The organism is Variovorax sp. GW821-FHT09D05, from assembly GCF_059416325.1.
The window spans coordinates 631,469-655,687 of the sequence record NZ_JBWKOZ010000001.1 but is presented as its reverse complement, the minus strand read 5'-3'; the positions used below and the strand labels follow the sequence as shown (position 1 = coordinate 655,687).

The 24,219-nt window shown below is 66.8% G+C and carries 20 protein-coding genes, 1 tRNA gene and 1 pseudogene; 13 read left to right on the top strand and 9 right to left on the bottom strand.

The window, feature by feature from the left end; translation table 11 throughout:
- The first annotated feature begins 6 nt into the window (after window positions 1–6).
- The 6 genes from dapD (at window position 7) to AC07O3_RS03120 (ending at window position 6,817) form a co-directional block, all read left to right on the top strand.
- On the top strand, window positions 7–831 hold the full coding sequence (gene dapD, locus AC07O3_RS03145; protein WP_093054703.1) for a 2,3,4,5-tetrahydropyridine-2,6-dicarboxylate N-succinyltransferase: 825 nt from the start codon (window positions 7–9) through the stop codon (window positions 829–831).
- Between the two features lie 66 nt (window positions 832–897).
- On the top strand, window positions 898–2,046 hold the full coding sequence (locus tag AC07O3_RS03140; protein WP_093054701.1) for a PilT/PilU family type 4a pilus ATPase: 1,149 nt from the start codon (window positions 898–900) through the stop codon (window positions 2,044–2,046).
- A gap of 16 nt (window positions 2,047–2,062) precedes the next feature.
- Window positions 2,063–3,241 (top strand): succinyl-diaminopimelate desuccinylase, encoded by a 1,179-nt coding sequence (gene dapE / locus AC07O3_RS03135; RefSeq protein ID WP_495338545.1) that lies wholly within the window; start codon window positions 2,063–2,065, stop codon window positions 3,239–3,241.
- Window positions 3,238–4,119: a 50S ribosomal protein L3 N(5)-glutamine methyltransferase gene (prmB, locus tag AC07O3_RS03130; RefSeq protein WP_495338544.1), complete on the top strand. Its 882-nt coding sequence runs from the start codon at window positions 3,238–3,240 to the stop codon at window positions 4,117–4,119. The genes dapE and prmB overlap by 4 nt, the downstream gene beginning before the upstream one ends.
- Window positions 4,120–4,287: 168 nt before the next feature.
- Entirely contained in the window at window positions 4,288–6,282 is a 1,995-nt protein-coding gene (locus tag AC07O3_RS03125; protein WP_093054695.1) for an ABC-F family ATP-binding cassette domain-containing protein, read from the top strand.
- A gap of 31 nt (window positions 6,283–6,313) precedes the next feature.
- Entirely contained in the window at window positions 6,314–6,817 is a 504-nt protein-coding gene (locus tag AC07O3_RS03120) for a hypothetical protein (RefSeq protein ID WP_093054693.1), read from the top strand.
- On the opposite strand, the gene AC07O3_RS03115 is transcribed toward AC07O3_RS03120, so the two are convergent.
- Together AC07O3_RS03115 and AC07O3_RS03110 are read right to left on the bottom strand one after the other, a co-directional pair.
- Window positions 6,768–7,004 (bottom strand): hypothetical protein, encoded by a 237-nt coding sequence (locus AC07O3_RS03115; protein ID WP_495338543.1) that lies wholly within the window; start codon window positions 7,002–7,004, stop codon window positions 6,768–6,770. The two genes, AC07O3_RS03120 and AC07O3_RS03115, sit on opposite strands and share 50 nt — an antisense overlap.
- A gap of 7 nt (window positions 7,005–7,011) precedes the next feature.
- Window positions 7,012–7,245 (bottom strand): helix-turn-helix domain-containing protein, encoded by a 234-nt coding sequence (locus AC07O3_RS03110; protein ID WP_093054689.1) that lies wholly within the window; start codon window positions 7,243–7,245, stop codon window positions 7,012–7,014.
- Between the two features lie 70 nt (window positions 7,246–7,315).
- Here AC07O3_RS03110 and AC07O3_RS03105 point away from each other — a divergent pair, with 70 nt between their 5' ends.
- From AC07O3_RS03105 to AC07O3_RS03085, 5 genes are all read left to right on the top strand, one after another.
- Window positions 7,316–8,032 carry a helix-turn-helix domain-containing protein gene (locus AC07O3_RS03105; RefSeq protein WP_093054687.1) on the top strand — a complete coding sequence of 239 codons (717 nt, stop codon included), beginning with the start codon at window positions 7,316–7,318 and terminating at the stop codon, window positions 8,030–8,032.
- Between the two features lie 432 nt (window positions 8,033–8,464).
- Window positions 8,465–9,967 carry an efflux transporter outer membrane subunit gene (locus AC07O3_RS03100; protein WP_495338542.1) on the top strand — a complete coding sequence of 501 codons (1,503 nt, stop codon included), beginning with the start codon at window positions 8,465–8,467 and terminating at the stop codon, window positions 9,965–9,967.
- 52 nt (window positions 9,968–10,019) lie between these two features.
- Window positions 10,020–11,189, top strand: a complete 1,170-nt coding sequence (locus AC07O3_RS03095; RefSeq protein ID WP_440534347.1) for an efflux RND transporter periplasmic adaptor subunit — start codon at window positions 10,020–10,022, stop codon at window positions 11,187–11,189.
- Between the two features lie 10 nt (window positions 11,190–11,199).
- On the top strand, window positions 11,200–14,280 hold the full coding sequence (locus AC07O3_RS03090; RefSeq protein ID WP_093173904.1) for an efflux RND transporter permease subunit: 3,081 nt from the start codon (window positions 11,200–11,202) through the stop codon (window positions 14,278–14,280).
- A gap of 122 nt (window positions 14,281–14,402) precedes the next feature.
- Window positions 14,403–15,428 carry a DMT family transporter gene (locus tag AC07O3_RS03085; protein ID WP_495338688.1) on the top strand — a complete coding sequence of 342 codons (1,026 nt, stop codon included), beginning with the start codon at window positions 14,403–14,405 and terminating at the stop codon, window positions 15,426–15,428.
- Between the two features lie 55 nt (window positions 15,429–15,483).
- Here the strand turns inward: AC07O3_RS03085 and chrA are convergent, their stop codons facing one another.
- On the bottom strand, window positions 15,484–16,854 hold the full coding sequence (gene chrA, locus AC07O3_RS03080) for a chromate efflux transporter (protein WP_495338541.1): 1,371 nt from the start codon (window positions 16,852–16,854) through the stop codon (window positions 15,484–15,486).
- Between the two features lie 98 nt (window positions 16,855–16,952).
- On the opposite strand from chrA, the pseudogene AC07O3_RS03075 reads away from it, so the two are divergent.
- A pseudogene (locus tag AC07O3_RS03075) lies at window positions 16,953–17,078 on the top strand (manganese efflux pump); the annotation flags it as partial.
- 55 nt (window positions 17,079–17,133) lie between these two features.
- Here AC07O3_RS03075 and AC07O3_RS03070 read toward each other — a convergent pair.
- From AC07O3_RS03070 to tolB, 5 genes are all read right to left on the bottom strand, one after another.
- Window positions 17,134–17,209: transfer RNA gene (locus AC07O3_RS03070), tRNA-Lys, on the bottom strand.
- A gap of 52 nt (window positions 17,210–17,261) precedes the next feature.
- Window positions 17,262–18,110, bottom strand: coding sequence for a tRNA threonylcarbamoyladenosine dehydratase (locus AC07O3_RS03065; RefSeq protein ID WP_495338540.1), 849 nt, complete (start codon window positions 18,108–18,110; stop codon window positions 17,262–17,264).
- Between the two features lie 19 nt (window positions 18,111–18,129).
- Window positions 18,130–18,879 carry a tol-pal system protein YbgF gene (gene ybgF / locus AC07O3_RS03060; protein ID WP_093054675.1) on the bottom strand — a complete coding sequence of 250 codons (750 nt, stop codon included), beginning with the start codon at window positions 18,877–18,879 and terminating at the stop codon, window positions 18,130–18,132.
- Entirely contained in the window at window positions 18,879–19,394 is a 516-nt protein-coding gene (pal, locus tag AC07O3_RS03055; protein WP_093054673.1) for a peptidoglycan-associated lipoprotein Pal, read from the bottom strand. Before pal ends, ybgF begins: the two co-directional genes overlap by 1 nt.
- A gap of 28 nt (window positions 19,395–19,422) precedes the next feature.
- Window positions 19,423–20,739, bottom strand: coding sequence for a Tol-Pal system beta propeller repeat protein TolB (gene tolB, locus AC07O3_RS03050; protein ID WP_093054671.1), 1,317 nt, complete (start codon window positions 20,737–20,739; stop codon window positions 19,423–19,425).
- A 164-nt stretch (window positions 20,740–20,903) separates the two neighbouring features.
- Here tolB and msbA point away from each other — a divergent pair, with 164 nt between their 5' ends.
- Window positions 20,904–22,688: a lipid A export permease/ATP-binding protein MsbA gene (gene msbA, locus AC07O3_RS03045; protein WP_093074645.1), complete on the top strand. Its 1,785-nt coding sequence runs from the start codon at window positions 20,904–20,906 to the stop codon at window positions 22,686–22,688.
- Between the two features lie 3 nt (window positions 22,689–22,691).
- Here msbA and rng read toward each other — a convergent pair whose 3' ends face one another.
- Entirely contained in the window at window positions 22,692–24,218 is a 1,527-nt protein-coding gene (rng, locus tag AC07O3_RS03040; RefSeq protein WP_093054667.1) for a ribonuclease G, read from the bottom strand.
- Window position 24,219 lies beyond the last annotated feature (1 nt).

Genomic DNA, 24,219 nt, shown 5'->3' with positions numbered 1-24,219 from the left:
TTCTCAATGACCCAGCAACTGCAACAAATCATCGACGCCGCGTGGGACGACCGCGCCAACATCTCGCCCACCGCCTCGTCGGCCGAAGTGCGCGACGCCGTCGAACACGTCATCACCGAGCTCAACAACGGCAAGCTGCGCGTGGCAACCCGCGAAGCCGTCGGCCAGTGGACCGTGCACCAGTGGATCAAGAAGGCCGTGCTGCTGTCGTTCCGCCTGAAGGACAACGAGCAGATGCAGGCCGGCTCGCTCGGCTTCTACGACAAGGTGCCCACCAAGTTCTCGCACCTGTCGGCCGGTGAGCTGAAGGAATCGGGCGTTCGCATCGTGCCGCCGGCCGTGGCCCGCCGCGGCAGCTTCATCGCCAAGGGCGCGATCCTGATGCCCTCGTACGTGAACATCGGCGCCTACGTGGGCGAAGGCACCATGGTCGACACCTGGGCCACCGTGGGTTCGTGCGCACAAATTGGCGCCAACGTGCACCTGTCGGGCGGCGTCGGCATCGGCGGCGTGCTCGAGCCGCTGCAGGCCGGCCCCACCATCATCGAAGACAACTGCTTCATCGGCGCGCGCTCGGAAGTGGTCGAAGGCGTGGTGGTCGAAGAAAACTCGGTGCTGTCGATGGGCGTGTTCATCGGCCAGAGCACCCCCATTTACGACCGCGCCACCGGCGAAACCCATTTCGGCCGCGTGCCCGCCGGCTCGGTCGTCGTGGCAGGCAGCCTGCCCAAGGACAACGGCCGCTACAGCATGTACGCAGCCATCATCGTGAAGAAGGTCGACGCCAAGACGCGTTCCACCACTTCGCTGAACGACCTGCTGCGCGACTGATCGGCTCCTTCAAGGCCGAACCCTTTTCCCCTTAGAGAAAACAACAGCACCCGAGGAGAGAGACCGATGAACATGATGGAGCGAATTCTTCGTTTGATGGCCGAGCGCAAGGCCTCCGACATCTACCTCTCGGCCCACTCCCCGGTGCTGATCCGAATCAACGGCATCTGCGTGCCCATCAACGCGCAGGTGCTGCCTGCGACCGCACCGCTTGCGCTGCTGTCCGAAGTGGTGCCCGCCGCCCGCATCCAGGAGCTGGAAAGCACGGGCGAACTCAACATGGCCGTCGCCCTCGAAGGCGCCGGCAACTACCGCGTGAGCGCCATGCGCCAGCGCGGCACCTACGCGGTGGTGGTGCGGCACATTGCCGCCGACATCCCGAGCTTTGCCGATCTGAACCTGCCCGACATCCTGAAGACGCTGATCATGGAAAAGCGCGGGCTGATCCTGATGGTCGGCGCCACCGGCGCGGGCAAGACTACCACGCTGGCCTCGATGCTCGACTACCGCAACGAGCACGCCAGCGGCCACATCCTCACGGTCGAGGAGCCGATCGAGTTCACCTACACCAACAAGAAGTCGGTGGTGAACCAACGCGACGTGGGCAGCGACACCACCTCGCTGCAGACGGCGCTGAAGAACGCGCTGCGCCAGGCGCCCGACGTGATCCAGATCGGCGAAATCCGCGACCGCGACACCATGACCGCCGCCATCGCCTACGCGCAGTCCGGCCACCTGTGCGTGGCCACGCTGCACGCCAACAACAGCTACCGCGCGCTGAACCGTATCCTGAGCTTCTTCCCGGTCGAGGTGCGGCCCACGCTGCTGGGCGACCTGGGCGGCGCGCTGCGCGCCATCGTGTCGCAGCGCCTGCTGCGCACGCCGGCCGGCGGCCGCGTGCCGGCGCTCGAAGTCATGCTCAACACCGCGCTGGTGGCCGAGCTGATCGAAAAGGGCGACTTCTCCGCGGTGAAAGAAGCGATGGAAAAGTCGATGGCCGAAGGCTCGCAGACCTTCGAGGAAGACATCGCCCGCCTCATCACCGAAGAGCGCGTCACACGCGAGGAAGGCCTGTCGCAAGCCGACTCGCCCACCAACCTGATGTGGCGCCTGCAGAACCGCGCCGCGCCCAAGCCACAGGTCGACGACCGCAACCTGACCGACCAGGTCGACGAACCCACCTTCACCGACATCACGCTCGACGTGAAGTTCTGAACCAAGCCTTTTCCCGATGTCCCGTACGCTCCAGCTCGCCGAACAACTCATCTCGCGCCCCTCCGTCACCCCCGACGATGCGGGCTGCCAACAGATCCTCGGCGAGCGGCTGGCGCAACTGGGCTTCACGCTGGAAACCATCGAAAGCGGCCCGGCCGACTTCCGCGTGACCAACCTGTGGGCGGTGCGCCGCCCCGCGAACGCGGTCGCGACCAAGACGCTTGTGTTCGCCGGCCACACCGACGTGGTGCCCACCGGCCCCGTCGAGCAATGGACCAGCCACCCCTTCACGCCCACGCACCGCGACGGCAAGCTGTACGGCCGCGGCGCCTGCGACATGAAGACCTCGGTCGCGGCCTTCGTGACTTCGATCGAGGAATTCCTTCAGGCCGTGCCCGAGCCGAAGCTCACGCTGGCGCTGCTGCTCACCAGCGATGAAGAAGGCCCCGGCGTCGACGGCACCGTCATCGTCTGCAATGCGCTGGCCGCCCGAGGCGAGGTCATCGACTACTGCATCGTCGGCGAACCCACTGCCGTGGAGCGCTGCGGCGACATGATCAAGAACGGCCGCCGCGGCACCATGAGCGGCAAGCTCACAGTGAAGGGCGTGCAGGGCCACATCGCCTATCCGCACCTGGCGAAGAACCCGGTCCATTCGGTGGCGCCCGCGCTGGCCGAACTGGTGGCCATCAACGCCGCCGGCGGCTGGGACACCGCAAGCAATCCCTATTTCCAGCCGACCAGCTGGCAGATCAGCAATTTCCATTCGGGCACGGGCGCGAGCAATGTGATTCCGGGCAGCGCGGTGATCGATTTCAACTTCCGCTTCTCGACCGAATCCACGCCCGAGTCGCTGCAGCAGCGCGTGCACGCCGTGCTCGACGCGCACAAGATCGACTACACGTTGGCCTGGACCATCGGAGGCCTGCCCTTCCTGACCACGCCGGGCGAACTGGTCACGGCCGTGCAGGGCGCCATCCGCGACGAGACCGGCATCGAGACCGAGCTGTCGACCAGCGGCGGCACCAGCGACGCTCGCTTCATCGCCAAGATCTGCAAGCAGGTGGTCGAGCTGGGCCCGGTGAACGCCAGCATCCACAAGATCGACGAGCACATCGACGTGGCCGAGATCGAGACGCTGAAGAACATCTACGTGCGTACGCTGAAGCGGCTCGACGCTGCGCTTGCTGCATGAGCACCGTCATCGAACTGATCGAGTCGGGCGCCAAGCGACTTGAAGAGGCCGGCGTGGCCTTCGGCCACGGTACTGCCAACGCCTTCGACGAAGCTGCCTGGCTCGTGCTGTGGCGCCTGAAGCTGCCGCTGGACGACATCGACAGCGTGGCCGACAGGCCCGTGTCGCCCACGGACGCCGGCAAGGTCGCCGCACTCATCGACGAGCGCATCGCCACGCGCAAGCCTGCCGCCTACCTCACCAAGGAAGCGTGGCTGCAGGGCGTGCCCTTCTATGTGGACGAGCGCGCCATCGTGCCGCGCAGCTTCATCGCCGAACTGATCGCCGACGGCAGCATCGACTACTGGCTGGGCGAACACACGCAGCGCGTGCTCGACCTGTGCACCGGCAACGGCAGCCTCGCGGTGCTCGCGGCGCTGACTTACCCGGACGTGACGGTGGACGCAGCCGACCTGTCGGTCGAGGCACTTGAAGTGGCCGCAATCAACGTCACCCGCCACCAGCTGGACGCCCGCGTCACGCTGATCGAATCGGACGGGCTGAAGAACCTGCCCGGCCCGTACGACCTCGTGCTGTGCAACCCGCCCTACGTGAACAGCGCCAGCATGGCCGCCCTGCCCGCCGAATACCGCGCCGAGCCTGAGCTTGCGCTAGCCGGCGGCGCCGACGGAATGGATTTCGTGCGCCAGCTGTTCGCCGACGCGCCCTCGCGCATGAGTGAACAGGCCGTGCTGGTGCTGGAAATCGGCAACGAGCGCGACTATTTCGAAGCCGCCTTCCCGCAGCTCGAAGTCGTCTGGCTCGAAACCTCGGCGGGCGAGGACCAGGTCTTGCTTGTCACGCGTGACGCCCTGGTGGCCGGCGCCGGCGTGCGTTAGCGGCGCCCGCCGCAAGCCCCCCTTCAGCCGCTTTCTCGCAGCCATTGGCCGCGAAACCCCATTCACCGGGCCATTCCCGCGCCTGCCGCGCCTTTCCCCTGCGCTTTTGCCCCCTTTCGCCAGGCCGCAAAGGACGGGCGGGATAATCGCCCCTACGGTTCCTCTTTCATGATCACTCTCAAAAACGTCATTCTTCGCCGCAGCGCCAAGGTTCTGCTCGACGGCGCCACCGTCACCCTCAACCCCGGCGAAAAGGTCGGCCTGGTGGGGCGCAACGGCGCCGGCAAGTCGACCCTGTTCGCCCTGCTCAACGGCACGCTGCACGAAGACGGCGGCGATTTCTCGGTGCCCAAGCACTGGCGCATGGCCCAGGTGGCGCAGAACATGCCCGAAACCGAAGAGTCGGCAACCGACTTCGTGGTGGGCGGCGACACCCGCCTGACCGAGCTGCGCGAGTCGCTGGCCGCCATCGAGGCCGCCTACACCGAGAACCCCGACGACGCCGACATCGGCATGGAGCTGGCCCACGCCTACACCGACCTGGCCGACGCCGGCGAGCACGACGCCGTGCCGCGCGCACAGGCGCTCATCCTGGGGCTGGGCTTCAAGTCGCACGAGCTCGACGAGCCCGTCAACAGCTTCTCCGGCGGCTGGCGCATGCGCCTGCAGCTGGCCCGCGCGCTGATGTGCCCGAGCGACCTGCTGCTGCTCGACGAACCCACCAACCACCTGGACCTGGACGCGCTCGTCTGGCTCGAAGCCTGGCTGCAGAAGTACCCGGGCACCATGATCGTCATCAGCCACGACCGCGAGTTTCTCGACGCCGTGACCGACGTCACCCTGCACATCGCCAACGCCCAGCTCACGCGCTACGGCGGCAACTACAGCAAGTTCGAGGACATGCGCGCGCTGCAGATGGAGCAGCAGCAGGTTGCCTTCAGCAAGCAGCAGGACAAGATCGCCCACCTGCAGAAGTTCATCGACCGCTTCAAGGCCAAGGCCAGCAAGGCCAAGCAGGCGCAAAGCCGGGTCAAGGCGCTGGAACGCATGGAGCGCGTGGCGCCGCTGCTGGCCGAGGCAGATTTCACGTTCGAGTTCAAGGAGCCGGGCAACATTCCCAACCCGATGCTGTCGATCAGCAACGCGAGCTTCGGCTACGAGATCGAGAACGAAGAGCCGAAAACCATCCTGCGCGGCGTCAGCCGCTCGGTGCTGGCGGGCCAGCGCATCGGCATCCTGGGCGCCAACGGCCAGGGCAAGTCGACGCTGGTGAAGACCATCGCGCGCGAAATGGGCGCGCTGGCCGGCCAGGTGACCGAGGGCAAGGGCCTGAACATCGGCTACTTCGCGCAGCAGGAACTCGACGTGCTGCGCCCGCAAGACACGCCGCTCGAACACATGGTGCGCATGGCGCGCGAGCTTGGCAGCAGCGTGAAGGAAGCCACCGGCGAGCAGGCGCTGCGCGGCTTCCTCGGCAGCTTCAACTTCAGCGGCGACATGGTCAAGCAAGCCGTGGGCACCATGAGCGGCGGCGAAAAAGCCCGCCTCGTGCTGGCAATGATGGTGTGGCAACGCCCCAACCTGCTGCTGCTCGACGAGCCCACCAACCACCTGGACCTCGCCACCCGCGAAGCCCTGGCCGTGGCGCTCAACGAGTTCGAGGGCACGCTGATGCTGGTGAGCCACGACCGTGCGCTGCTGCGCTCGGTGTGCGACGAGTTCTGGCTGGTCGGCCGCGGCGTGGTCGGTGACTTCGACGGCGACCTGGACGACTACCAGCGCTACCTGCTCGACGAAGCCAAGCGCCTGCGCGAAGAGGCCAAGGTGGCCGTGCGCGAGGCCGTCAGCGCGGCGGCTGCGGCCGCTGCTGCGCCGCCGGTGGCCGCGCCCGCCGCCCCGCAGCAGCGCAAGCAGGACGCGCAAGAGCGCCAGCAGCGCAGCGACCAGGCCAAGCCGATCAAGCGCGAAATCGCCCAGATCGACGAGCGCCTGGCTGCAGCCGGCACCGAGCGCACCGCGCTCGAGGCGCGCCTGGCGCAACCGCTGCCTTCCGCCGAGATCGCCGAAGCCGGCAAGCGGCTGAAGGCGCTCAACGATGAAATCGGCCGCCTCGAAGAGCGCTGGCTGGCCCTGTCGGACCAGCTGGAAGCGCTCGCGGCCTGAGCCTGGAAGCCGACAACAAGGGAGCCGCTGGATGCCGTCTGCAATCGAACTGGCCCGGGGTGACGAAAAACTCATCGCCGCCGTGCACCGCAGCCGCCGCCTCATCACCCGCAAGGCGCTGATGGCGGCCGCGGCCAGCGCCGTTCCCCTGCCCGGCATCGACTGGATGGCCGACGCCGCGCTGCTCTCGCGGCTGGTGCCGCAGATCAGCGCGGAATTCGGCCTTTCGGTTACTCAGGTCGAAAAGCTCGCGCCGCACCAGCGCGAGCGCATCCAGAAGGCCGCGACCACGGTCGGCGCCCTGCTGGTCGGGCGGCTCGTCACGCGCGACCTGCTGATCCGGCTTGCAAAGCACGCGGGCGTGCGCCTCACCGCCAAGCAGGCGACCAAGTACGTGCCCATTGCCGGGCAGATCGTGTCGGCCGCGCTCGGCTATGCGGCGCTGCGGGCGCTCGGCGAGCAGCACATCAAGGACTGCGTGCGCGTCAGCTCCACCCTCGCTCTCGCGCCGCCCGAACCGCACGCGAGCGCCTGAGCGCCTCGCGGTCGAACAGCACCTGCGCCGCCCACGCCGCGCAGACCAGCCCGAAGCAGCCGCCGCCAGCGATGGCCGGGCGCGCCGCGATCAGCCCGACAACCAGCCCCGCCAGGGACAGCAGCGCCAACAGCACGCACAGCGCGCGGTCGAGCCACAGGCCCAACGGCAATCGTCTGCGGCGCACAGCCTATTCATTCATTGATCGATGGCTGGCGAAAGCCCTGCGGCGCGGGCTTGAGCGCTTCTTCTTTCATCCGCTGCTCGTAGGCGGCCAGTAGCGCGAGGTAGTGGCGCGACATGACGTCGCCCACCCTCCCCAGGCCGATCTTGCTGACCGTTGGCTGCGGAATACCGGTTCTCTGTTCGATCTGCTTCTGCGTGAGCCCCATGGCCCTCAGCGCCAGCACCAACTCGCGTGGCTTCATGGCATTACTCCCTTTTTTTAATATTCTAGAGTTTGGGAAGAATATTCGTTTGGGCTTAAATCCCCAACCGATGGAGAGCATTGCCACACGCGCATTGGCTGCGCGCAAATTCGCCAAGATGACGCAGAAGCAGGCCGAAGCGGCTTCCGGCGTCAAACAGTCCAGCATTTCCAAGATCGAGCGGGGGGACGTCAGCCGGTCGATGAGCGTGCTCGCGCTGGCACGCGCCTACCGCGCCGACCCGCACTGGCTCGACACCGGCGACGGCCCCGCCCCCTGGGACGAAGACCAGATCCGCCAGGCCCGCGACAAGGCCAACGAGCCGCCGGGCCCGTACCGGGTGACGCACATAGCGCCGTTGATTCCGTCGTTCTCGCCCCGCACGCCCGGCACCGTGCCCCTTATTTCCTGGGCGGATGCCGCCAACTGGGACAGCCACGAAGTCTCGCAGCAGCCGCGTGCCGAGCGCTGGATTCCCTGCATCGCCCACCACAGCCTCCAGAGCTACGCCCTGCGCGTGCGCGGCGACAGCATGACGGCGTCCAGCGGCCACCTGAAGAGCTATCCCGCAGAGTCGATCGTGTTCGTCGATACGTCGCTGAGGAAGCCCGAGGACGGCGAACGCATCATCGCGAAGCTCGAGGACAGCGGCGAAGTCACGTTCAAGGTCTACAAGGAAGACGACGGCCGACGCTGGCTGCTGCCGCTGAATCCGAAGCACGAGCCAGTGCGCGAGGCCTTCACCGTGCTGGGCACCGTCGTCGGCAAATGGGAAGACGAAGACTGAGCGCAGACGGTCTAAAAATTAGCGGGGAATGAGCCTGGAACAAGATTCCAGCGAGGTCAGGTTGCGTGCAGGTTCACAGGCGATATTCATGTCTCTCCCTGTGGCCTGCATCCTCTGATCCTCCCTCCTCCAGCAGGTCACCTTCAAGCCCGCCTCGTGCGGGCTTTTTTTTGGGCTTGCTGCTCGCCCCTAGGCTGCGCGCTTCGCGTCGCGTTTGTGCATTTCGCGCCTTGTAATACCAACTTCGTCGCATCGTCCTCGCGGCGTGGGGTGGCGGCCACGACACTGCACGAAAGTCAGGTATCCCGGGCGTTCCGGGTGTACAACCGCTGCCCCATGCCAAATCAAGAAAACAATGCGTTGGAGGGTCCCCCCAGTTCTCCGCGCGCGGCTTCCGCGCGCCGGCGGATGGGGCGGCCTGCCCAGGGTGCCGTGCTCGGTGCCGTCCTGCTGCTGTTGAGCGCCTGTGCGGTCGGCCCCGACTTCAAGACGCCCGACCTGCCGTCCGCCGCCAGCGGCGCCGACTACACGCCCGCGCCTACGCCCGCGCGCACCGCACAGGCCAACGTGCCGGCCGGCCAGGCCCAGGAACTGCTGCCGGGACGTGACATTCCCGCGCAGTGGTGGGACGTGTTTCACTCGGAGCCGCTCGACCAGCTGATCCGCGCCTCGCTCGCGCAAAGCCCCACGCTGGCTTCTGCGCAGGCCGCATTGCGCCAGGCCGAAGCCACGTACGACGCCAAGTCGGGCAACCTGCTCTGGCCGCAGGTCACGGGACAGCTCGGCGTGCAGCGCGAGCGCGCATCCGAAGTCAGCACGCAGGTGCCGGGCGGCCAGTTGCTCACGCTGTACAACGCCTCGGTCAACGTCAGCTACAACCTCGACGTGTTCGGCGGCTCGCGCCGGCAGATCGAAGGCGAACGGGCCGCGGTGGAAGCGCAGCGCTACCAGGTCGAGGCGGTCTACCTCACGCTGACCTCGAACCTTGTCACCACCGCCATCCGCGAAGCCTCGCTGCGCGCGCAGCTGCAGGCCGTGCGCGAGGTGCTGCAGGCGCAGCGCGAGCAGCTGAACGTGATCGAAAAGCAGTTCGACACCGGCGCGATCGCGAAGTCGATCGTGCTGCAGCAGCGCACGCAGGTCGCACAGACCGAAGCCACGGTGCCGCCCATCGAGAAATCGCTCGCGCAGACGCGCCACCAGCTCGCGGTATTCGCGGGCCGGCTGCCGTCCGAAGCGGGCCTGCCCGAGTTCGACCTGGCTAGCCTCTCGCTGCCGCAGGCGTTGCCGCTTTCACTGCCCTCCGAACTCGCGCGCCAGCGCCCCGACGTGCGTGCCAGCGAGGCTCAACTGCACCAGGCCAGCGCGGCAGTCGGCGTGGCCACAGCCAACCTCTATCCGCAGATCCAGCTGAGCGCCAGCTACGGCAACAGCGCCTTGCGGGCGCGCGACCTGTTCACCGGCCCGACCACCCTGTGGAACATCGGCGCCGGGCTCACGCAGCCGATCTTCAACGGCGGCGCCCTTCGCGCGCAGCAGCGCGCGGCAGTCGCGGCCTACGACTCGGCGGCGGCGCAGTACCGCAACACAGTGCTCGGCGCCTTCCAGAACGTGGCCGATGCCTTGCGCGCACTGGAACTCGACGCCAACGCCCTGCAGACCCAGGCCACGGCCGAATCCCTTGCAAGGCAGTCGCTCGACCTGTCGACCGCGCAGTTCCGTGCCGGCGCGGTGAGCTACGTCACGCTGCTGACCGCGCAACAGGCCTGGCTGCAGACGCACACCGCGCTGGTGCAGGCGCAGGCCGCGCGCTATGCCGACACCGCCGCCCTCTTCCAGGCGCTCGGCGGCGGCTGGTGGAACCGTGGCGCGCTGGCCGATGCGGTGATCGCACCGGGGCAGCAACCTGCGGCGCAGGCCGCCGCACAGAACTGACCGAACACCTCCATCAAATAACACGAAGAAAAGCCTACCTATGACCCGGAGAATGATCATCATGATCGGCTGCGTGCTGCTGCTGGTCGCCGCGCTCGCGCTCGGCAAGTTCCTGCAGATCCGCGCGCTGATCGCGGCCGTGCCCAAGCCGGCGCCGCAGACGGTGTCGACGGCCCAGGTGCAGAAGCTGCAGTGGCAGACGCAGTTCACCGCGGTCGGCACGCTGAACCCGGTGCGCGGCGCCGACCTCAGCACCGAAGTGGCGGGCCTGGTGCGCACGGTGCACTTCAAGTCGGGCCAGGACGTGAAGGCCGGCGCGCTGCTGGTCGAGCTCAACGCCGACTCCGACATCGCCCTGCTGCATTCGGCCGAAGCCGCCGCCGCGCAGGCCGCCACCGTGCTCAAGCGCGACCAGGCGCAGCTGGCTGTGCAGGCCGTGAGCCAGGCGCAGATCGACGCCGACACCAACGACCTGAAAGCCAAGCGCGCACAGGTCGAGCAACAGGCGGCCGTGGTGGCGAAGAAGTCGATCCGCGCGCCCTTCTCGGGTCGCCTCGGCATCACCGCGCTGAACCCGGGCCAGTACGTGAACGCGGGCGACAAGCTCGTGACGCTGCAGACGCTGGACCCGATATACGCCGACTTCTCGCTGCCGCAGCAGCAGCTCGCGGGCCTCGCGGTAGGCCAGGTGGTAAACCTGACTGTCGACACCTTCCCGGGCCAGAGCTTCACCGGCAAGATCAACGCGATCAGCCCGAAGGTGGACTCCGCCACGCGCAACGTGCAGGTCGAGGCCACGGTGTCGAACCCCAAGCTGCTGCTGCTGCCCGGCATGTTCGCGAACGTGAAGATCGACATTGGCGGCGTGCAGGAACAGCTGACGCTGCCCTCCACCGCCGTCACCTACAACCCGTACGGCTCCACGGTGTACGTGGTGAAGGAAGCCGAGCCGCCAAAGGCTGGTTCTGCTGGTGCTGCCGGTGCTGCAGGTACGCCAGCCCCCGCGGCCAACCCGTCGGGCAAGCCGCAGCTCGTCGCCGAGCAGGTCTTCATCGAGACCGGCCCGACGCGCGGCGACCAGATCTCCATCGTCAAGGGGCTGAAAGCCGGCCAGGTGGTGGTGAGCAGCGGGCAGAACAAGCTGAAGAACGGCTCGCCCGTGACGGTGGACAACAGCGTGCAGCCCACCAACGATGCGGCGCCAACACCGCAGGAAAAGTGAGGCAGCCCGCATGAACTTCACCGACATCTTCATCCGCCGGCCCGTGCTGGCGATGGTGGTGAGCCTGCTGATCGTGGTGCTGGGGCTGCGCGCACTGGCCGGCCTGCCGGTCAACCAGTATCCGAAGACCGAGAACGGCGTGGTCACCATCAGCACCGCCTACTACGGCGCCGACGCGGCCACGGTCGCGGGCTTCATCACGCAGCCGCTCGAAGCCGCCGTGTCGCAGGCGCAGGGTATCGACTACCTGTCGTCGTCCAGCAGCCTGGGCGTGTCGACCATCACCGCCACGCTGCGGCTGAACTACGACTCGAACCGCGCGCTGACCGAGATCAACACGCAGGTGAACTCCGTGCGCAACCAGCTGCCGCCGCAGGCGCAGCAGCCGGTGCTCACGGTGGCCACGGGCCAGACCACCGATGCCATGTACATCGGCTTCTACAGCGACACGCTGCCCAACAACAACGTGACCGACTTCCTGGTGCGCGTGGTGCAGCCCAAGCTCAACGCCATTGCGGGCGTGCAGACTGCCGAAATCCTCGGTGCGCGCACCTTCGCGCTGCGGGCCTGGCTCGACGCGCAGAAGATGGCCGCCTACGGCGTGACCGCCACCGACGTGAGCACCGCGCTCGCCGCCAACAACTACCTGGCGGCCGTGGGCACCAGCAAGGGCCAGATGGTGAGCGTGCCGCTCACGGCCGGCACTTCGCTGCACAGCGTGGACGAGTTCAAGCAGCTCTCTGTGAAGAGCAGCAACGGCGCCATCGTGCGGCTGCAGGACGTGGCCAATGTCACGCTCGGCTCTGAGAACTACGACTTCAACGTGGCCTTCAACGGCGTGCGCTCGGTGTTCATCGGCATCAAGGTCGCGCCCGAGGCCAACATCCTCGAAGTGGCCAAGCAGGTTCGCACCGTGTTCCCCGACCTGCAGGCCCAGTTGCCCACGGGCCTGACCGGAAAGATCGTCTACGACTCGACCGACTTCATCAACACCTCCATCAGCGAAGTGATCAAGACGCTGGTCGAGGCGCTGATCATCGTGACGGTGGTGATCTACCTCTTCCTGGGCAGCTTCCGCGCAGTGGTGGTACCGGTGATTGCCATGCCGCTGTCGCTGATCGGCACTTTCTTCGTGATGCTGGTGCTTGGCTACTCCATCAACCTGCTCACGCTGCTGGCGCTGGTGCTGGCGATCGGGCTGGTGGTGGACGACGCGATCATCGTGGTGGAGAACGTCGACCGGCACATGCGGGAGGGCAAGTCGCCGATGCAGGCTTCGCTGCTCGCGGCACGTGAACTGGGCGGGCCCATTCTTGCCATGACGGTGGTGCTGGTTGCGGTGTACGTGCCCATCGGTTTCCAGGGCGGGCTGACCGGATCGCTGTTCACCGAATTCGCGTTCACGCTCGCGGGCTCGGTGGTGGTGTCGGGCGTGGTTGCGCTCACGCTGTCGCCGATGATGTGCTCGCGCTTCTTCAAGCCCGAGCAGGACACCGGCAAGTTCGCGACTTTCATCGAGCACACCTTCGAACGCGTGCACCGCCGCTACCAGCTGATATTGCGCGGCGTGCTGAAGACCTGGCCGGTGATGATCGTGATGGGCGCCATCCTCGTGGCGCTGCTGTTCGTGATGTTCAAGATGTCGAAGTCGGAGCTTGCGCCCGAGGAAGACCAGGGCATCGTGCTGTCGCAGGTGGTGGGCGCGCCCACGGCCACCATCAACCAGATGCAGACCTATGCGGACCAGATCTTCAAGGTTGCGCACGACACGCCCGAATACGCGCAGCTGTTCCAGCTGACCGGCGTGCCGAGCACCAACGCGGGCATTGCCGGCGTGCTGCTCAAGCCCTGGGACCAGCGCACGCGCAGTGCGCACGAGATCCAGGCCGATCTGCAGAACCGCTGGAACGGCATTGCGGGCGCGAAGGTCGTGGCCTTCCAGTTCCCGGCGCTGCCGGGTGCCTCGGGCCTGCCGGTGCAGTTCGTCATCAAGACGACCGAGCCCTTCGAGAACCTGAACACGCTCGCGCAGCAGATCATGGACAAGGCGCGCGCGGACGGAAAGTTCTACTACATCGATGCCGACCTGAAGATCGACCTGCCGCAGGCCACCGTGGTGGTCGACCGCGACAAGATCGCCACGCTGGGCATCACGCAGCAGGACGTGGGCAACGCGATGGGCGCGGCGCTGGGCGGCGGGTATGTCAACTACTTCTCGATCTCGGGCCGCTCGTACAAGGTGATCCCGCAGGTGCAGCAGGTCGACCGGCTCAACCCCTCTGACGTGCTCAACTTCTACATCAAGACCCCGAACGGCGTGGTGCCGGCAAGCACGGTCGCTAGCCTGAAGTACACGGTGCAGCCCGAGACGGTGAACCACTTCCAGCAGCTCAACTCCGTGACCATCCAGGGCGTGCCCAGCGGCACGCAGGGCGAAACGCTGGAGTACCTGCGCGGCGTGGTGCAGCAGCTGGCGCCCAGCGGCTACACGGTCGACTACTCGGGCCAGTCGCGCCAGTTCGTGCAGGAGTCGGGCAACTTCGCCATCACCTTCCTGTTCGCGCTGATCATCGTGTTCCTGGCGCTGGCGGCGCAGTTCGAGAGCTTCCGCGACCCGGTGGTGATCCTGGTGTCGGTGCCGCTGGCCCTCTTCGGCGCAATGATCTTCATCTTCTGGGGCTTTGCCTCGATGAACATCTACACGCAGGTGGGGCTGGTCACGCTGATGGGGCTGATCAGCAAGCACGGCATCCTGATCGTCGAAGTGGCGAACCGGCTGCAGAAACAGGGGCTGAGCAAGCTCGACGCCATCGTCGAGGCGGCCGGCACGCGGCTGCGCCCGATTCTGATGACGACGGCGGCAATGGTCTTCGGCGTGCTGCCTCTGGTCATTGCCTCGGGCGCTGGCGCGGCCGGGCGCAAGGCGATGGGCATCGTGATCTTCAGCGGGCTGTCGATCGGCACGCTGTTCACCTTGTTTGTCGTGCCTGCGATGTACCTGTTCATTGCGGCGCGGCATCAGAAGGAAGAAAGCGCGGAGAGCCCGCCGGAACAGCCGGCGTTGCCGGGGGCGGTGGCGCCGGAGGCCTGAGCCTTCGGGCCAGGTCGCACTGGTCGAGCCCGCTGCCGTGAAAGCAGCGGGCTTTTTCGTTTCAGAATTGCAGCAACGACTCTTGAAGGACTGAAGACGTGCCCCTCTTCCATCTCCCGGCAATGCGCGGCGGCCTGCTGGCCCTCGCGGCTGCGGCACTCTTCGGCATCAGCACGCCGTTGGTCCAGCGCGCGGGCGCGGGACTCGGCGCCTTCACCACCGCCGCCCTGCTCTACGCCGGCGCCGCGTTCATGGGCGCCTGGCTGCGCCAGCCGGTGGAACGCGAAGCAGCGCTGCGCCGCGCCGACCTGAAGCGGCTGTCGTTGATGGCACTGTTCGGCGCCGTCATCGGCCCCGTGGCGCTCGCCTGGGGCCTGCAGCACACCAGCGGCACCAGCGCCTCGCTCATGCTCGCGCTCGAAGCGCTGTTCACCGCAGTGCTGGCGCGCACGCTCTACCGCGAGGTGATGGACCGCCGGGTGTGGAGCGCGATGCTGTTGCTGCTCGCGGGCGGCATGGTGCTGGTGATCGACCGGGGCCTGAGCGGCGGCGTGCAGCTGCTGGGCCTGCTCGCGGTGCTTGCTGCCACGGCTGCCTGGGGCATCGACAACACCCTGTCGCGCGCGCTGGCCGAGCGCGATCCCGGCCAGGTGGTGCTCGGCAAGTCGCTGCTGGGCGCGGGCGCGACCGCCCTGCTCGCAATTGCGACCGGCGAACCGCTGCCTGGCTGGACCGCGGCCCTGGCTCTGCTCGCCATCGGTGCCAGCGGCTACGGGCTCAGCCTGCGGCTCTACCTGCTGGCGCAACGTGCCTTCGGCGCGGCGCGCACGGGCTCGGTGTTCGCCTTCGCGCCGTTCATCGGCGCAGTGGTCGCCATCGCGCTGGGGGACCGTGCCTTGAGCTGGGGCATGGCAACCGGCGGCTTGCTGATGCTTGCCGGCGTTGCCTTGCACCTGGCCGAATCCCACGGCCATGCGCACGACCACGAGCCGCTCGACCATGAGCACGCGCACCGGCACGACGACGGGCATCACGACCATATGCACGACCCGATGCCGGTAGGCGAGCACAGCCACCCGCACCACCACACGCCGCTGCACCACACGCATGCGCACGTGCCGGACGCGCACCACGCGCATCCGCACTGAAGAAGAACCCTCGGGCTCGATGAAGCGCATAGACCAGCCGGCCGCGCGCAGCTCCTCAGCGCAGCCCGGGCACCAGGGTCGCCAGCAGCCCGACGGCCGCGCAGGCGCCGAGCAGCGGCATCACGCCGACCTTGAAGCGAAAGAGCGCCACGGCCGCAGCCACCGCGATGAGCGCGGACAGCGCGTCGAAGCGCCCACCGAAACCCTGCGGCCACAGCACGTGGTACGCGAAGAACAGCGCGAGATTCAGGATCACGCCGACCACCGCGGCTGTAACAGCCGACAGCGGCGCGGTGAACCCGAGCCTGCCGTGCGTGGCCTCGATCAGCGGCCCGCCCGCGAGGATGAAAACGAACGACGGCAGGAAGGTGAAGAAAGTCACCACCGTGGCCGCCAACGCCCCGCCGACGAACAAGGCGCCCGGCCCCGCGATCTGCTGCAGCCAGCCGCCCACGAAGCCGACGAAGGCCACCACCATGATCAGCGGCCCGGGCGTGGTCTCGCCGAGCGCCAGGCCGTCGATCATCTGCGTGCCGTTGAGCCAGTGGTAATGCTCGACCGCCCCCTGGTACACATAAGGCAGCACGGCGTAGGCGCCGCCGAAGGTCAGCAGCGCAGCCTTGGTGAAGAACCAGCCCATCTGCGCCAGCGCGCTCTGCCAGCCCTGCGTGGCCACGAGCACGCCCATCGCCAGGGCCCACAGGCCGAGTCCCACTGCCAACACCTTGGCAAGGCGGCCGCGCGTGAAGCGGGCATGCGCGGGGGTCGGCGTGTCGTCATCGATCAGCGCCGGTCCGTAGCCCTGATTGGCGCCGCCATGGCCACCGCCCAGCGCGAACACGCCCGGCGCCCGGCGCGCCCCGAAATGGCCGATCAGCGCGGCCCCGATCACGATCGCTGGGAACGGTGTGTCGAAGGCGAAGATGGCCACGAAGGCCGCGCCCGCGATGCCCCACATCCACCAATTCTTCAGTGCCCGCGTGCCGATGCGATGGGCCGCGTGCAGCACCAGCGCAGTGACGGCCGGCTTGATGCCGTAGAAGATGCCTGCCACCGCGGGCACATTGCCGTAGGCCATGTAGATCCAGGACAGCGCGATCAGGATGAACAGCGACGGCAGCACGAACAGCGCGCCGGCGACGATGCCGCCCCAGGTGCGGTGCATCAGCCAGCCGATGTAAGTGGCCAGTTGCTGGGCCTCCGGTCCGGGCAGCAGCATGCAGTAGTTGAGCGCGTGCAGAAAGCGCTTCTCGCTGATCCAGCGCCGCCGCTCGACCAGCTCGGTATGCATGATCGCGATCTGCCCGGCAGGACCGCCGAAGCTGATGAAGCCGAGCTTGAGCCAGAAGCGGAATGCTTCGGCGAAGGATACGGGCTGGATTGGCGCGGAATGCGCGGGAGAGGAGTCAGGCAGTACGGTGTCCACGGATAGCTCCGTTATGAGTCGCCAGCGCTTGGACGGGACACCGTCTTACTTTGCAGACCGGGAGGCTGTTTCCCCGGGGCGGAAATCGTAGCAGACTCATCGGCGTGATGGTGGGGCGCGTATTGGGCGCGGTGCTCGGCAAGCGAGCGGAGATCATTGGCGGCCTGGTACTGATCGGGATCGGCATCTTGATCCTCTATGAGCACCTGAACGGTCTGGCTTGATCGCGCGCAGAAAAAATCCCCGCGCGCACAAGGCAGGCGGGGATTCTTGAAAGTTTGGTAGGACGTACTGGATTCGAACCAGTGACCAACGGATTAAAAGTCCGCTGCTCTACCAACTGAGCTAACGTCCCAAACCTTTTTTATTCTTGCTCTTGCCGACGTCGAATCCGGCAAAGCCAAAGATTATAGCGCGACGTTTGACGCGATTTTGTCGAGCACCCAACCTGCAGCACATTGACCGAAGGTTGCCGTCACGCTCACCACCGAGCCGTAGCCGTGACAGTTGAGCGAACCGTCGCCTTCGATTGCGCACGACGCATCCGGCGGCGCCACGCTTTCGCGGCTGAAGACGCAGGCAACGCCGATCTTGCGGCCTTCACGCGGGGCGCCATGCTCCTTGCGCAGGCGCTGACGCAACTGCGCAAGCAGCGGGTCGTGCGTGACGAGCGACAGGTCGTCGATGTCGACCTTGTGCGCCTGCCGCTTCCCGCCCGCCGCGCCCACCGTGATGAACGCCGTGCGCGACGATGCACGCGCCCATGCCGCCATGGCCACCTTGGCCTTCACCTGGTCGCAGGCATCGATGACGGCCGTTGCCGGCCCGTTCGCAGCCTGTGCCGTGTCGAGCAGCGAGAGCCAGTTGCCGGGCTCGACGAACTCGTCGATCGCCTGCACCTTGCACTCGGGGTTGATCTGCGCGATGCGGTCGCGCATGGCTTCGACCTTGGCCTGTCCCACGGTCGCGTCGAGCGCGTGGATCTGGCGGTTGATGTTCGACTCCGACACGTGGTCGAGGTCAATCATGGTCAGCCGCCCCACCCCGCTGCGCGCCAGCGCCTCGACCGCCCACGAGCCCACGCCGCCGATGCCAACGACCAGCACGTGCGCGTTGCGGATGTGCGCGGCACCAGCCACGCCATACAGCCGCTCGAGCCCGCCGAAGCGGCGCGCAAAGTCAGGCGCCGCAGTGTCGGTGACGACATCCGCGGCGGCAGGAGGAGTGGTGAACGCGGCAGCGATGATGGCGCTCAAGCGGAAAGCTCCGCCGGCATCAGCGCAGGCGCGAGAGGCGCTCGCGGCCGGCCTGTGCGGCTTCGGACTGCGGATAGGCCTTGGTCAGGTCTTCCAGCGTGCGGCGCGCGGCGCGCGTGTCCTTCAGCTCGATCTGGCAGTTCGCGATCGACAGCACGGCCTCGGGGGCCTTGGCATGGTCGGGCGCGAGCGAGAGCATGGAGCGGAAGTTCGCGATGGCCTCGTTGTAGTTGCGTGTGGCGTACTGCGCATTGCCGAGCCAGAACAGTGCCGAGGCGTTGTAGCCGCTTTGCGGGTAGCGCTTGACGAACTCGGCAAACGCGGTCTGCGCTTGCGCGAACTGGCCCGAGCGGAACACGCCGAGGGCGGCGTCGAAGTCGGCCTTTTCCTTGGGATCGGCGGTGAACTCGCGGCCGTCCACCGACACCTTCGAAGGCTCGCTCTGCTTGAGCTTGTCGTCGATGGTGGTCTGGCGCGACTGCATCTCGCTCACCGTGCGGGTGAGCTGCTCGTTCTGGCCGGTCATGCGCGCCAGGTCGCCACGCATCTGCTCGATCTGGTTCTGCAGGTCGAGCAGGCTGCGGCGAAGCTGGCCGTTCTCGTCGGTCAGCCGCTGGTCGGTCTGCTGGCGCATGGCCTCGACGCGCTGGCGCAAGTCGAGGATGGCGCGGCGAGCCTCGTCGTCCTCGAACAGTGCAGCCTGCGACCCCATCGAGACGCAGAGCAAGGCGGCAGCCAGCGCCGCGCCTCGCAGCATGGCGCGTGGCATCACCGGGTGTAGCGGATTTCGGCGCGGCGGTTCTGCGCCCACACTTCTTCACCCGAGCCCGTGACAGCAGGCTTTTCCTTGCCGAAGCTCACGGCTTCGATCTGGCTGTCGCTCACGCCCAGCAGGGTCAGCGCGCGGCGCACGGCTTCGGAACGCTTCTGGCCGAGTGCAAGGTTGTACTCGCGGCCGCCACGTTCGTCGGTGTGGCCTTCGATCGAGACGCGGCGTTGCGGGTTGGCCTTGAGGAACCTGGCGTGGCCGTCGATCAGCGACTGGAACTCGGGCTTGACCGTGTAGCTGTCGTAGTCGAAATACACGATGCGCTCGACGCCAATCGGACCTTGCGCGGTGCCCGCGGTCGGATCGATGGTGACAGGTGCCACGGTGCTGGCGCCTTGCTGGCCGCCGGCCGTGCCGGAACGGTCGGTCACCGGCGTTTCGTTGAGCTTGGTGCCCGACGAGCAACCGGCGATGAGAGCCACGATGGCCAGCGAATAAATCGTACGTTTCAACATATTTTCAAACTCCTCAAATAAACCTTGGTCATTGCTTTTGAAACGGACCCCAGTCCGGTTCCCTGATGTCTCCCGCCTGTCCCGCCAGTCGTGCCTTTATTTTTCCATCGAGCGTGGTCGTCATCAGGGCTTCGCGGCCCTGCAATTGCGTTGCATAGACGATCAGCTTGCTGTTCGGGGCAAAACTTGGACTTTCGTCCGCGGAGGTGTCGGTGATTGCGCTGACGTTGCCGGTTGCCAACTCCATCACATGGAGTTTGAAGGCACCGCCCACTCGGGAGATGTAGGCCAACCACCGGCCATCGCCGCTGACAGACGGAGAAATGTTGTAGGTGCCGCTGAAGGTCACCCGCGTCGGGTTGCCGCCGCCGGCGCTCATCTTGTAGATCTGGGGCGCACCGCCGCGGTCGCTCACGAAATAGATGGTGCCGCCGTCGGCCGAGTACACCGGCTCGGTGTCGATGCTGGAGCTTTGCGTCAGGCGGCGCGGTTCGCCGCCGCTGGCCGGAATGGAGAACAGCTGCGAGCCGCCATCGCGGCTGAGCGTGACGGCAAGCGAATTGCCGTCCGGCGCCCAGGCCGGCGCGCTATTGGAACCCTTGAAGTTGGCAAGCAGCCGGCGCTGGCCGGTGGCCACGTTGTGCACGTACACGACAGGCTTGCGCGACTCGAAGGACACATACGCCAACTGTTGCCCGTTGGACGACCAGCAGGGCGAGATGATGGGTTCGGGGCTGGCGAGCGCGGCCTGGGCGTTCTCGCCGTCGGCATCGGCCACCCACAGCGAGTAGCGGCTGCCGCCCTTGGTGACGTAGGCGATGCGGGTCGAGAAGATGCCCTTTTCGCCGGTCAGCTTCTCGTACACGTAGTCGGCAATGCGGTGCGAGGCAAGGCGCAGGTCACCCTGAGGAACGGTGTAGCTCAGGCCACCCAGGTCCTGCCCCTTCACCACGTCCCACAGGCGGAAGCGCACGTCGAAGCGGCCATCGGCCAGCCGGTTGACACTGCCCACCACGAGCGAATCGGCCGTGCGCTGGCGCCACAGCGACAGGTCGGGGCGCGAGGCCTCGTCCAGCGCCTGGCCCGAAGCGTCGACACCGCGGAACTGGCCACTGCGTTCCAGGTCGGCCTGGACGATGTCCGAGATCTTCTGGGGCGAGCCTTCCTGGCCCTTGAAAGGAACGAGCGCAATCGGCAGCTGCGTGAGCCCGACGCCCGACACCTCGACCCGGAACTGGGCCAGTGCAGGAAGCATGGGAGTGGCAGCGAGAGCCGCGATGAGCGTGCGGCGTGCAAATAACGATGAAGAAGGAGTTGGAATTAGAGTTGGCAACGGCTTGTTCATGCGGTTCGGAGAGGTTTCCGGGTAAAAAGTTCTCCCCGGCTGTAACGGGCCACATGTTACACACTGGCTTGAAGCCGCCGTCACAAAACGTTTATCCGGCGGCGCGGTCCTACAGAAGCACCTGCGGAAGGCCCTGAATGAGGGCCCCCGTAGAATCCGCCGCCATGCAAGCACCCCCCGGCGGCGAGAACGTACGCCCTCCCCTGATGCGCCGTATGGCGCGACTCATGACCTGGTTTGGCGGCTCCCGCCAATGGTGGGCCCTTGGACTGAGCGGAGCGATGCTGGCAGCAATCACCGAGCCGCTGATGGCCGCCCTGCTGAAGCCCCTGCTCGACCGGGGCTTCACGCGCGGCGAGATGCCCTTGTGGTTCGTGCCCGCCGCCGTGCTGCTGCTGTTTGCAGTGCGCGGCATCGCCCAGTTCATTTCCCAGTACGCGCTGTCGCGCATCGCCAACGAAGGCATGCAGAAGCTGCGGCGAGTGTTGTTCGAGCGGCTGCTCGGCGCCGAACTCGCGCTGTTCGCCCGGCAGTCGGCCAGCACCCTCTCGAACACGGTGGTCTACGAAGTGCAGACCGGCGCGATGCTGCTGGTGCAAGCGATCCTCGGACTCTCGCGCGACGGCTTCACGCTGATCGCGCTGCTGGGCTATCTGGTCTACCTGAACTGGAAGCTCACCCTCATCGTCGCCTTCCTGGTGCCCAGCATCTCCTGGATCATGAAGGTGTTCTCCAAGCGACTCTATCGCCTGACCCAGCAGGGCCAGCAGGCCACCGACGAGCTGGCCTACGTGGTCGAGGAAAACGTGCTCGCCCACCGCGTGGTGCGCCTGCACGGCGCGGAAGGCGCGCAGGGCCGCCGCTTCGAGCAACTGAGCCAGCGCCTGAACCGGCTGGCCGTGAAGTCGACCATCGCCCAAGCCGCCACCACGCCGCTCACGCAGATGATGGCGTCGCTCGCGCTGTCGATCGTGGTGATGATCGCGCTGTGGCAAAGCGGCAAGCAGGGCTTCACGGTAGGCGGCTTCGTCGCCTACATCACGGCCATGCTGATGCTGATCGCGCCGATCCGGCGCCTCGCCGAAGTGGCCGGCCCGATCACACGCGGCCTCGCCGCACTGGAGCGCGGACTGATACTGATCGACGACGTGGCCCCGGAGTCCCAAGGCACGTTCCAGGTCGAACACGCCGAAGGACGCATCGAACTGCGCAACGTGCAAGTCAGCTACCGCGGCGAAGACGAACAGCGCGCGCTCGACGGCGTGAGCCTGACCATCGAACCCGGCCAGGTGGTGGCCTTCGTCGGCCCTTCGGGCTCGGGCAAGACCACGCTGGTCAACCTGCTGCCGCGCTTCGTGCAGCCCAGCGGCGGGCAGGTGCTGCTCGACGGGCACGACACCAGCGAATGGCAATTGAAAAGCCTGCGCGCCCAGTTCGCCATGGTGAGCCAGGACGTGGTGATGCTCAACGAGACGCTGGCGGCCAACGTGGCGCTGGGCGGCGAGATCGACCGCGAGCGCGTGCTGCAGTGCATCGAGGCGGCCAACCTGAGTGCGCACGTCGAAAGCCTGCCCCAGGGCCTCGACACGGTACTCGGCCACAACGCCACGCAGCTTTCAGGCGGCCAGCGCCAGCGCCTCGCCATTGCCCGCGCGCTCTACAAGAATGCGCCCGTGCTGCTGCTCGACGAGGCTACCTCGGCGCTCGACACCGAATCCGAACGGCTGGTGCAGGACGCCCTGCAGCGGCTGATGCAGAACCGCACCACGCTGATCGTCGCCCACCGCCTGTCGACCATCCAGCATGCCGACCGGATCATCGTGATGGAGCAAGGCCGCATCGCCGAGCAAGGCAGCCACGAGCAACTCATGGCGCTGGACGGCCTCTACGCGCGGCTGCAGACACTGGCGGTGCGCAGCGCGCCGCCGGGGCAAGACCCGACGCTTTAGGCCTTAAAGCAGCACGATGTCGTACTGTCCCTGCCCGATCGCGGGCTCGGACTGCAGCGAAATCGGCTTGCCGATGAAGTCGCTCAGCCCCGCCAGGTGCTGGCTCTCCTCGTCGAGGAACAGCTCGATCACCTGCGGCGACGACACGATGCGGAACTCGCGCGGCGTGAACTGCCGCGCCTCGCGCAAAATCTCTCGCATCACATCGTAGGCCACGCTGCGCGCGGTCTTAACGATGCCCTGGCCGCCGCAGGCCGCGCAAGGCTCGCACAGCATGTGCGCCAGCGATTCGCGGGTGCGCTTGCGCGTCATCTCGACCAGCCCGAGCTGAGAGAAGCCGCCGGCCGTGGTCTTCACGCGGTCGCGCGCCAGTTGCTTGCGGAACTCCGCCAGCACCTGCTCGCGGTGGTCGTCGCGACCCATGTCGATGAAGTCGACGATGATGATCCCGCCCAGGTTGCGCAGCCGCAGCTGCCGCGCAATGGCCTGCGCCGCCTCGAGGTTGGTCTTGAAGATGGTGTCGTCGAAGTTGCGTGCACCGACGAAGCCGCCGGTGTTCACGTCCACCGTGGTCAACGCCTCGGTCTGGTCGACCACAAGGTAGCCGCCCGACTTGAGTTCGACGCGCCGGCCCAGCGCCTTCGCGATTTCCTCGTCGACCGAATACAAATCGAAGATCGGCCGCTCGCCCTTGTAGTGCTGCAGCTTGCCCGCCGCCTTGGGCATGAATTCGAGCCCGAACTTCAGCAGCACCTCGAACTGCTCTCGCGAGTCGATGCGGATGGTCTGCGTGTCTTCGCTGGTCATGTCGCGCAGCACGCGCTGCAGCAGGCTCAGGTCCTGGTGCAGCAACGACATCGGCGGCATGCGCATCGAGGCGTCACGGATGCGCGACCAGGTCTTGCGCAGATAGGCGATGTCTTCGGCCAGCTCGGGGTCGGTGGAGTCCTCGCCGTTGGTGCGCAGGATGAAGCCGCCGGTGTTGGCCGGCACCACGCCGCCACTGTCGGCCGCAGCAGCCGCCTCGATCAGCGCCAGCATGCGGTTGCGCAGCGACTCGCGCTGGTCCGACGGGATCTTCTGCGACACGCCTATGTGGTTGTCCTGCGGCAAGAACACCAGCAGCCGCCCGGCAATGCTGATCTGCGTGGACAGCCGCGCGCCCTTGGTGCCGATGGGGTCCTTGATGACCTGTACCAGCAGCGACTGGCCCTCGAACACCTGCTTCTCGATGGGCACCATCGGCCCGCCGTTGCGGTGGTCGCGCTCGGGCGCCGGCGCACTGGGCCGCGAGCCCGGAGTGAACGGCGCCACGATGTCGGCCACGTGCAGGAAAGCCGTGCGCTCCAGGCCGATGTCGATGAAGGCCGACTGCATGCCCGGCAGCACGCGCGACACCTTGCCGAGGTAGATGTTGCCGACCAAGCCTCGCTCCAGCGTTCGCTCGACGTGCAGCTCTTGCACCGCGCCGTGCTCGACCAGCGCCACACGGGTCTCCTGCGGAGACCAGTTGATCAGGATGTCTTGCATG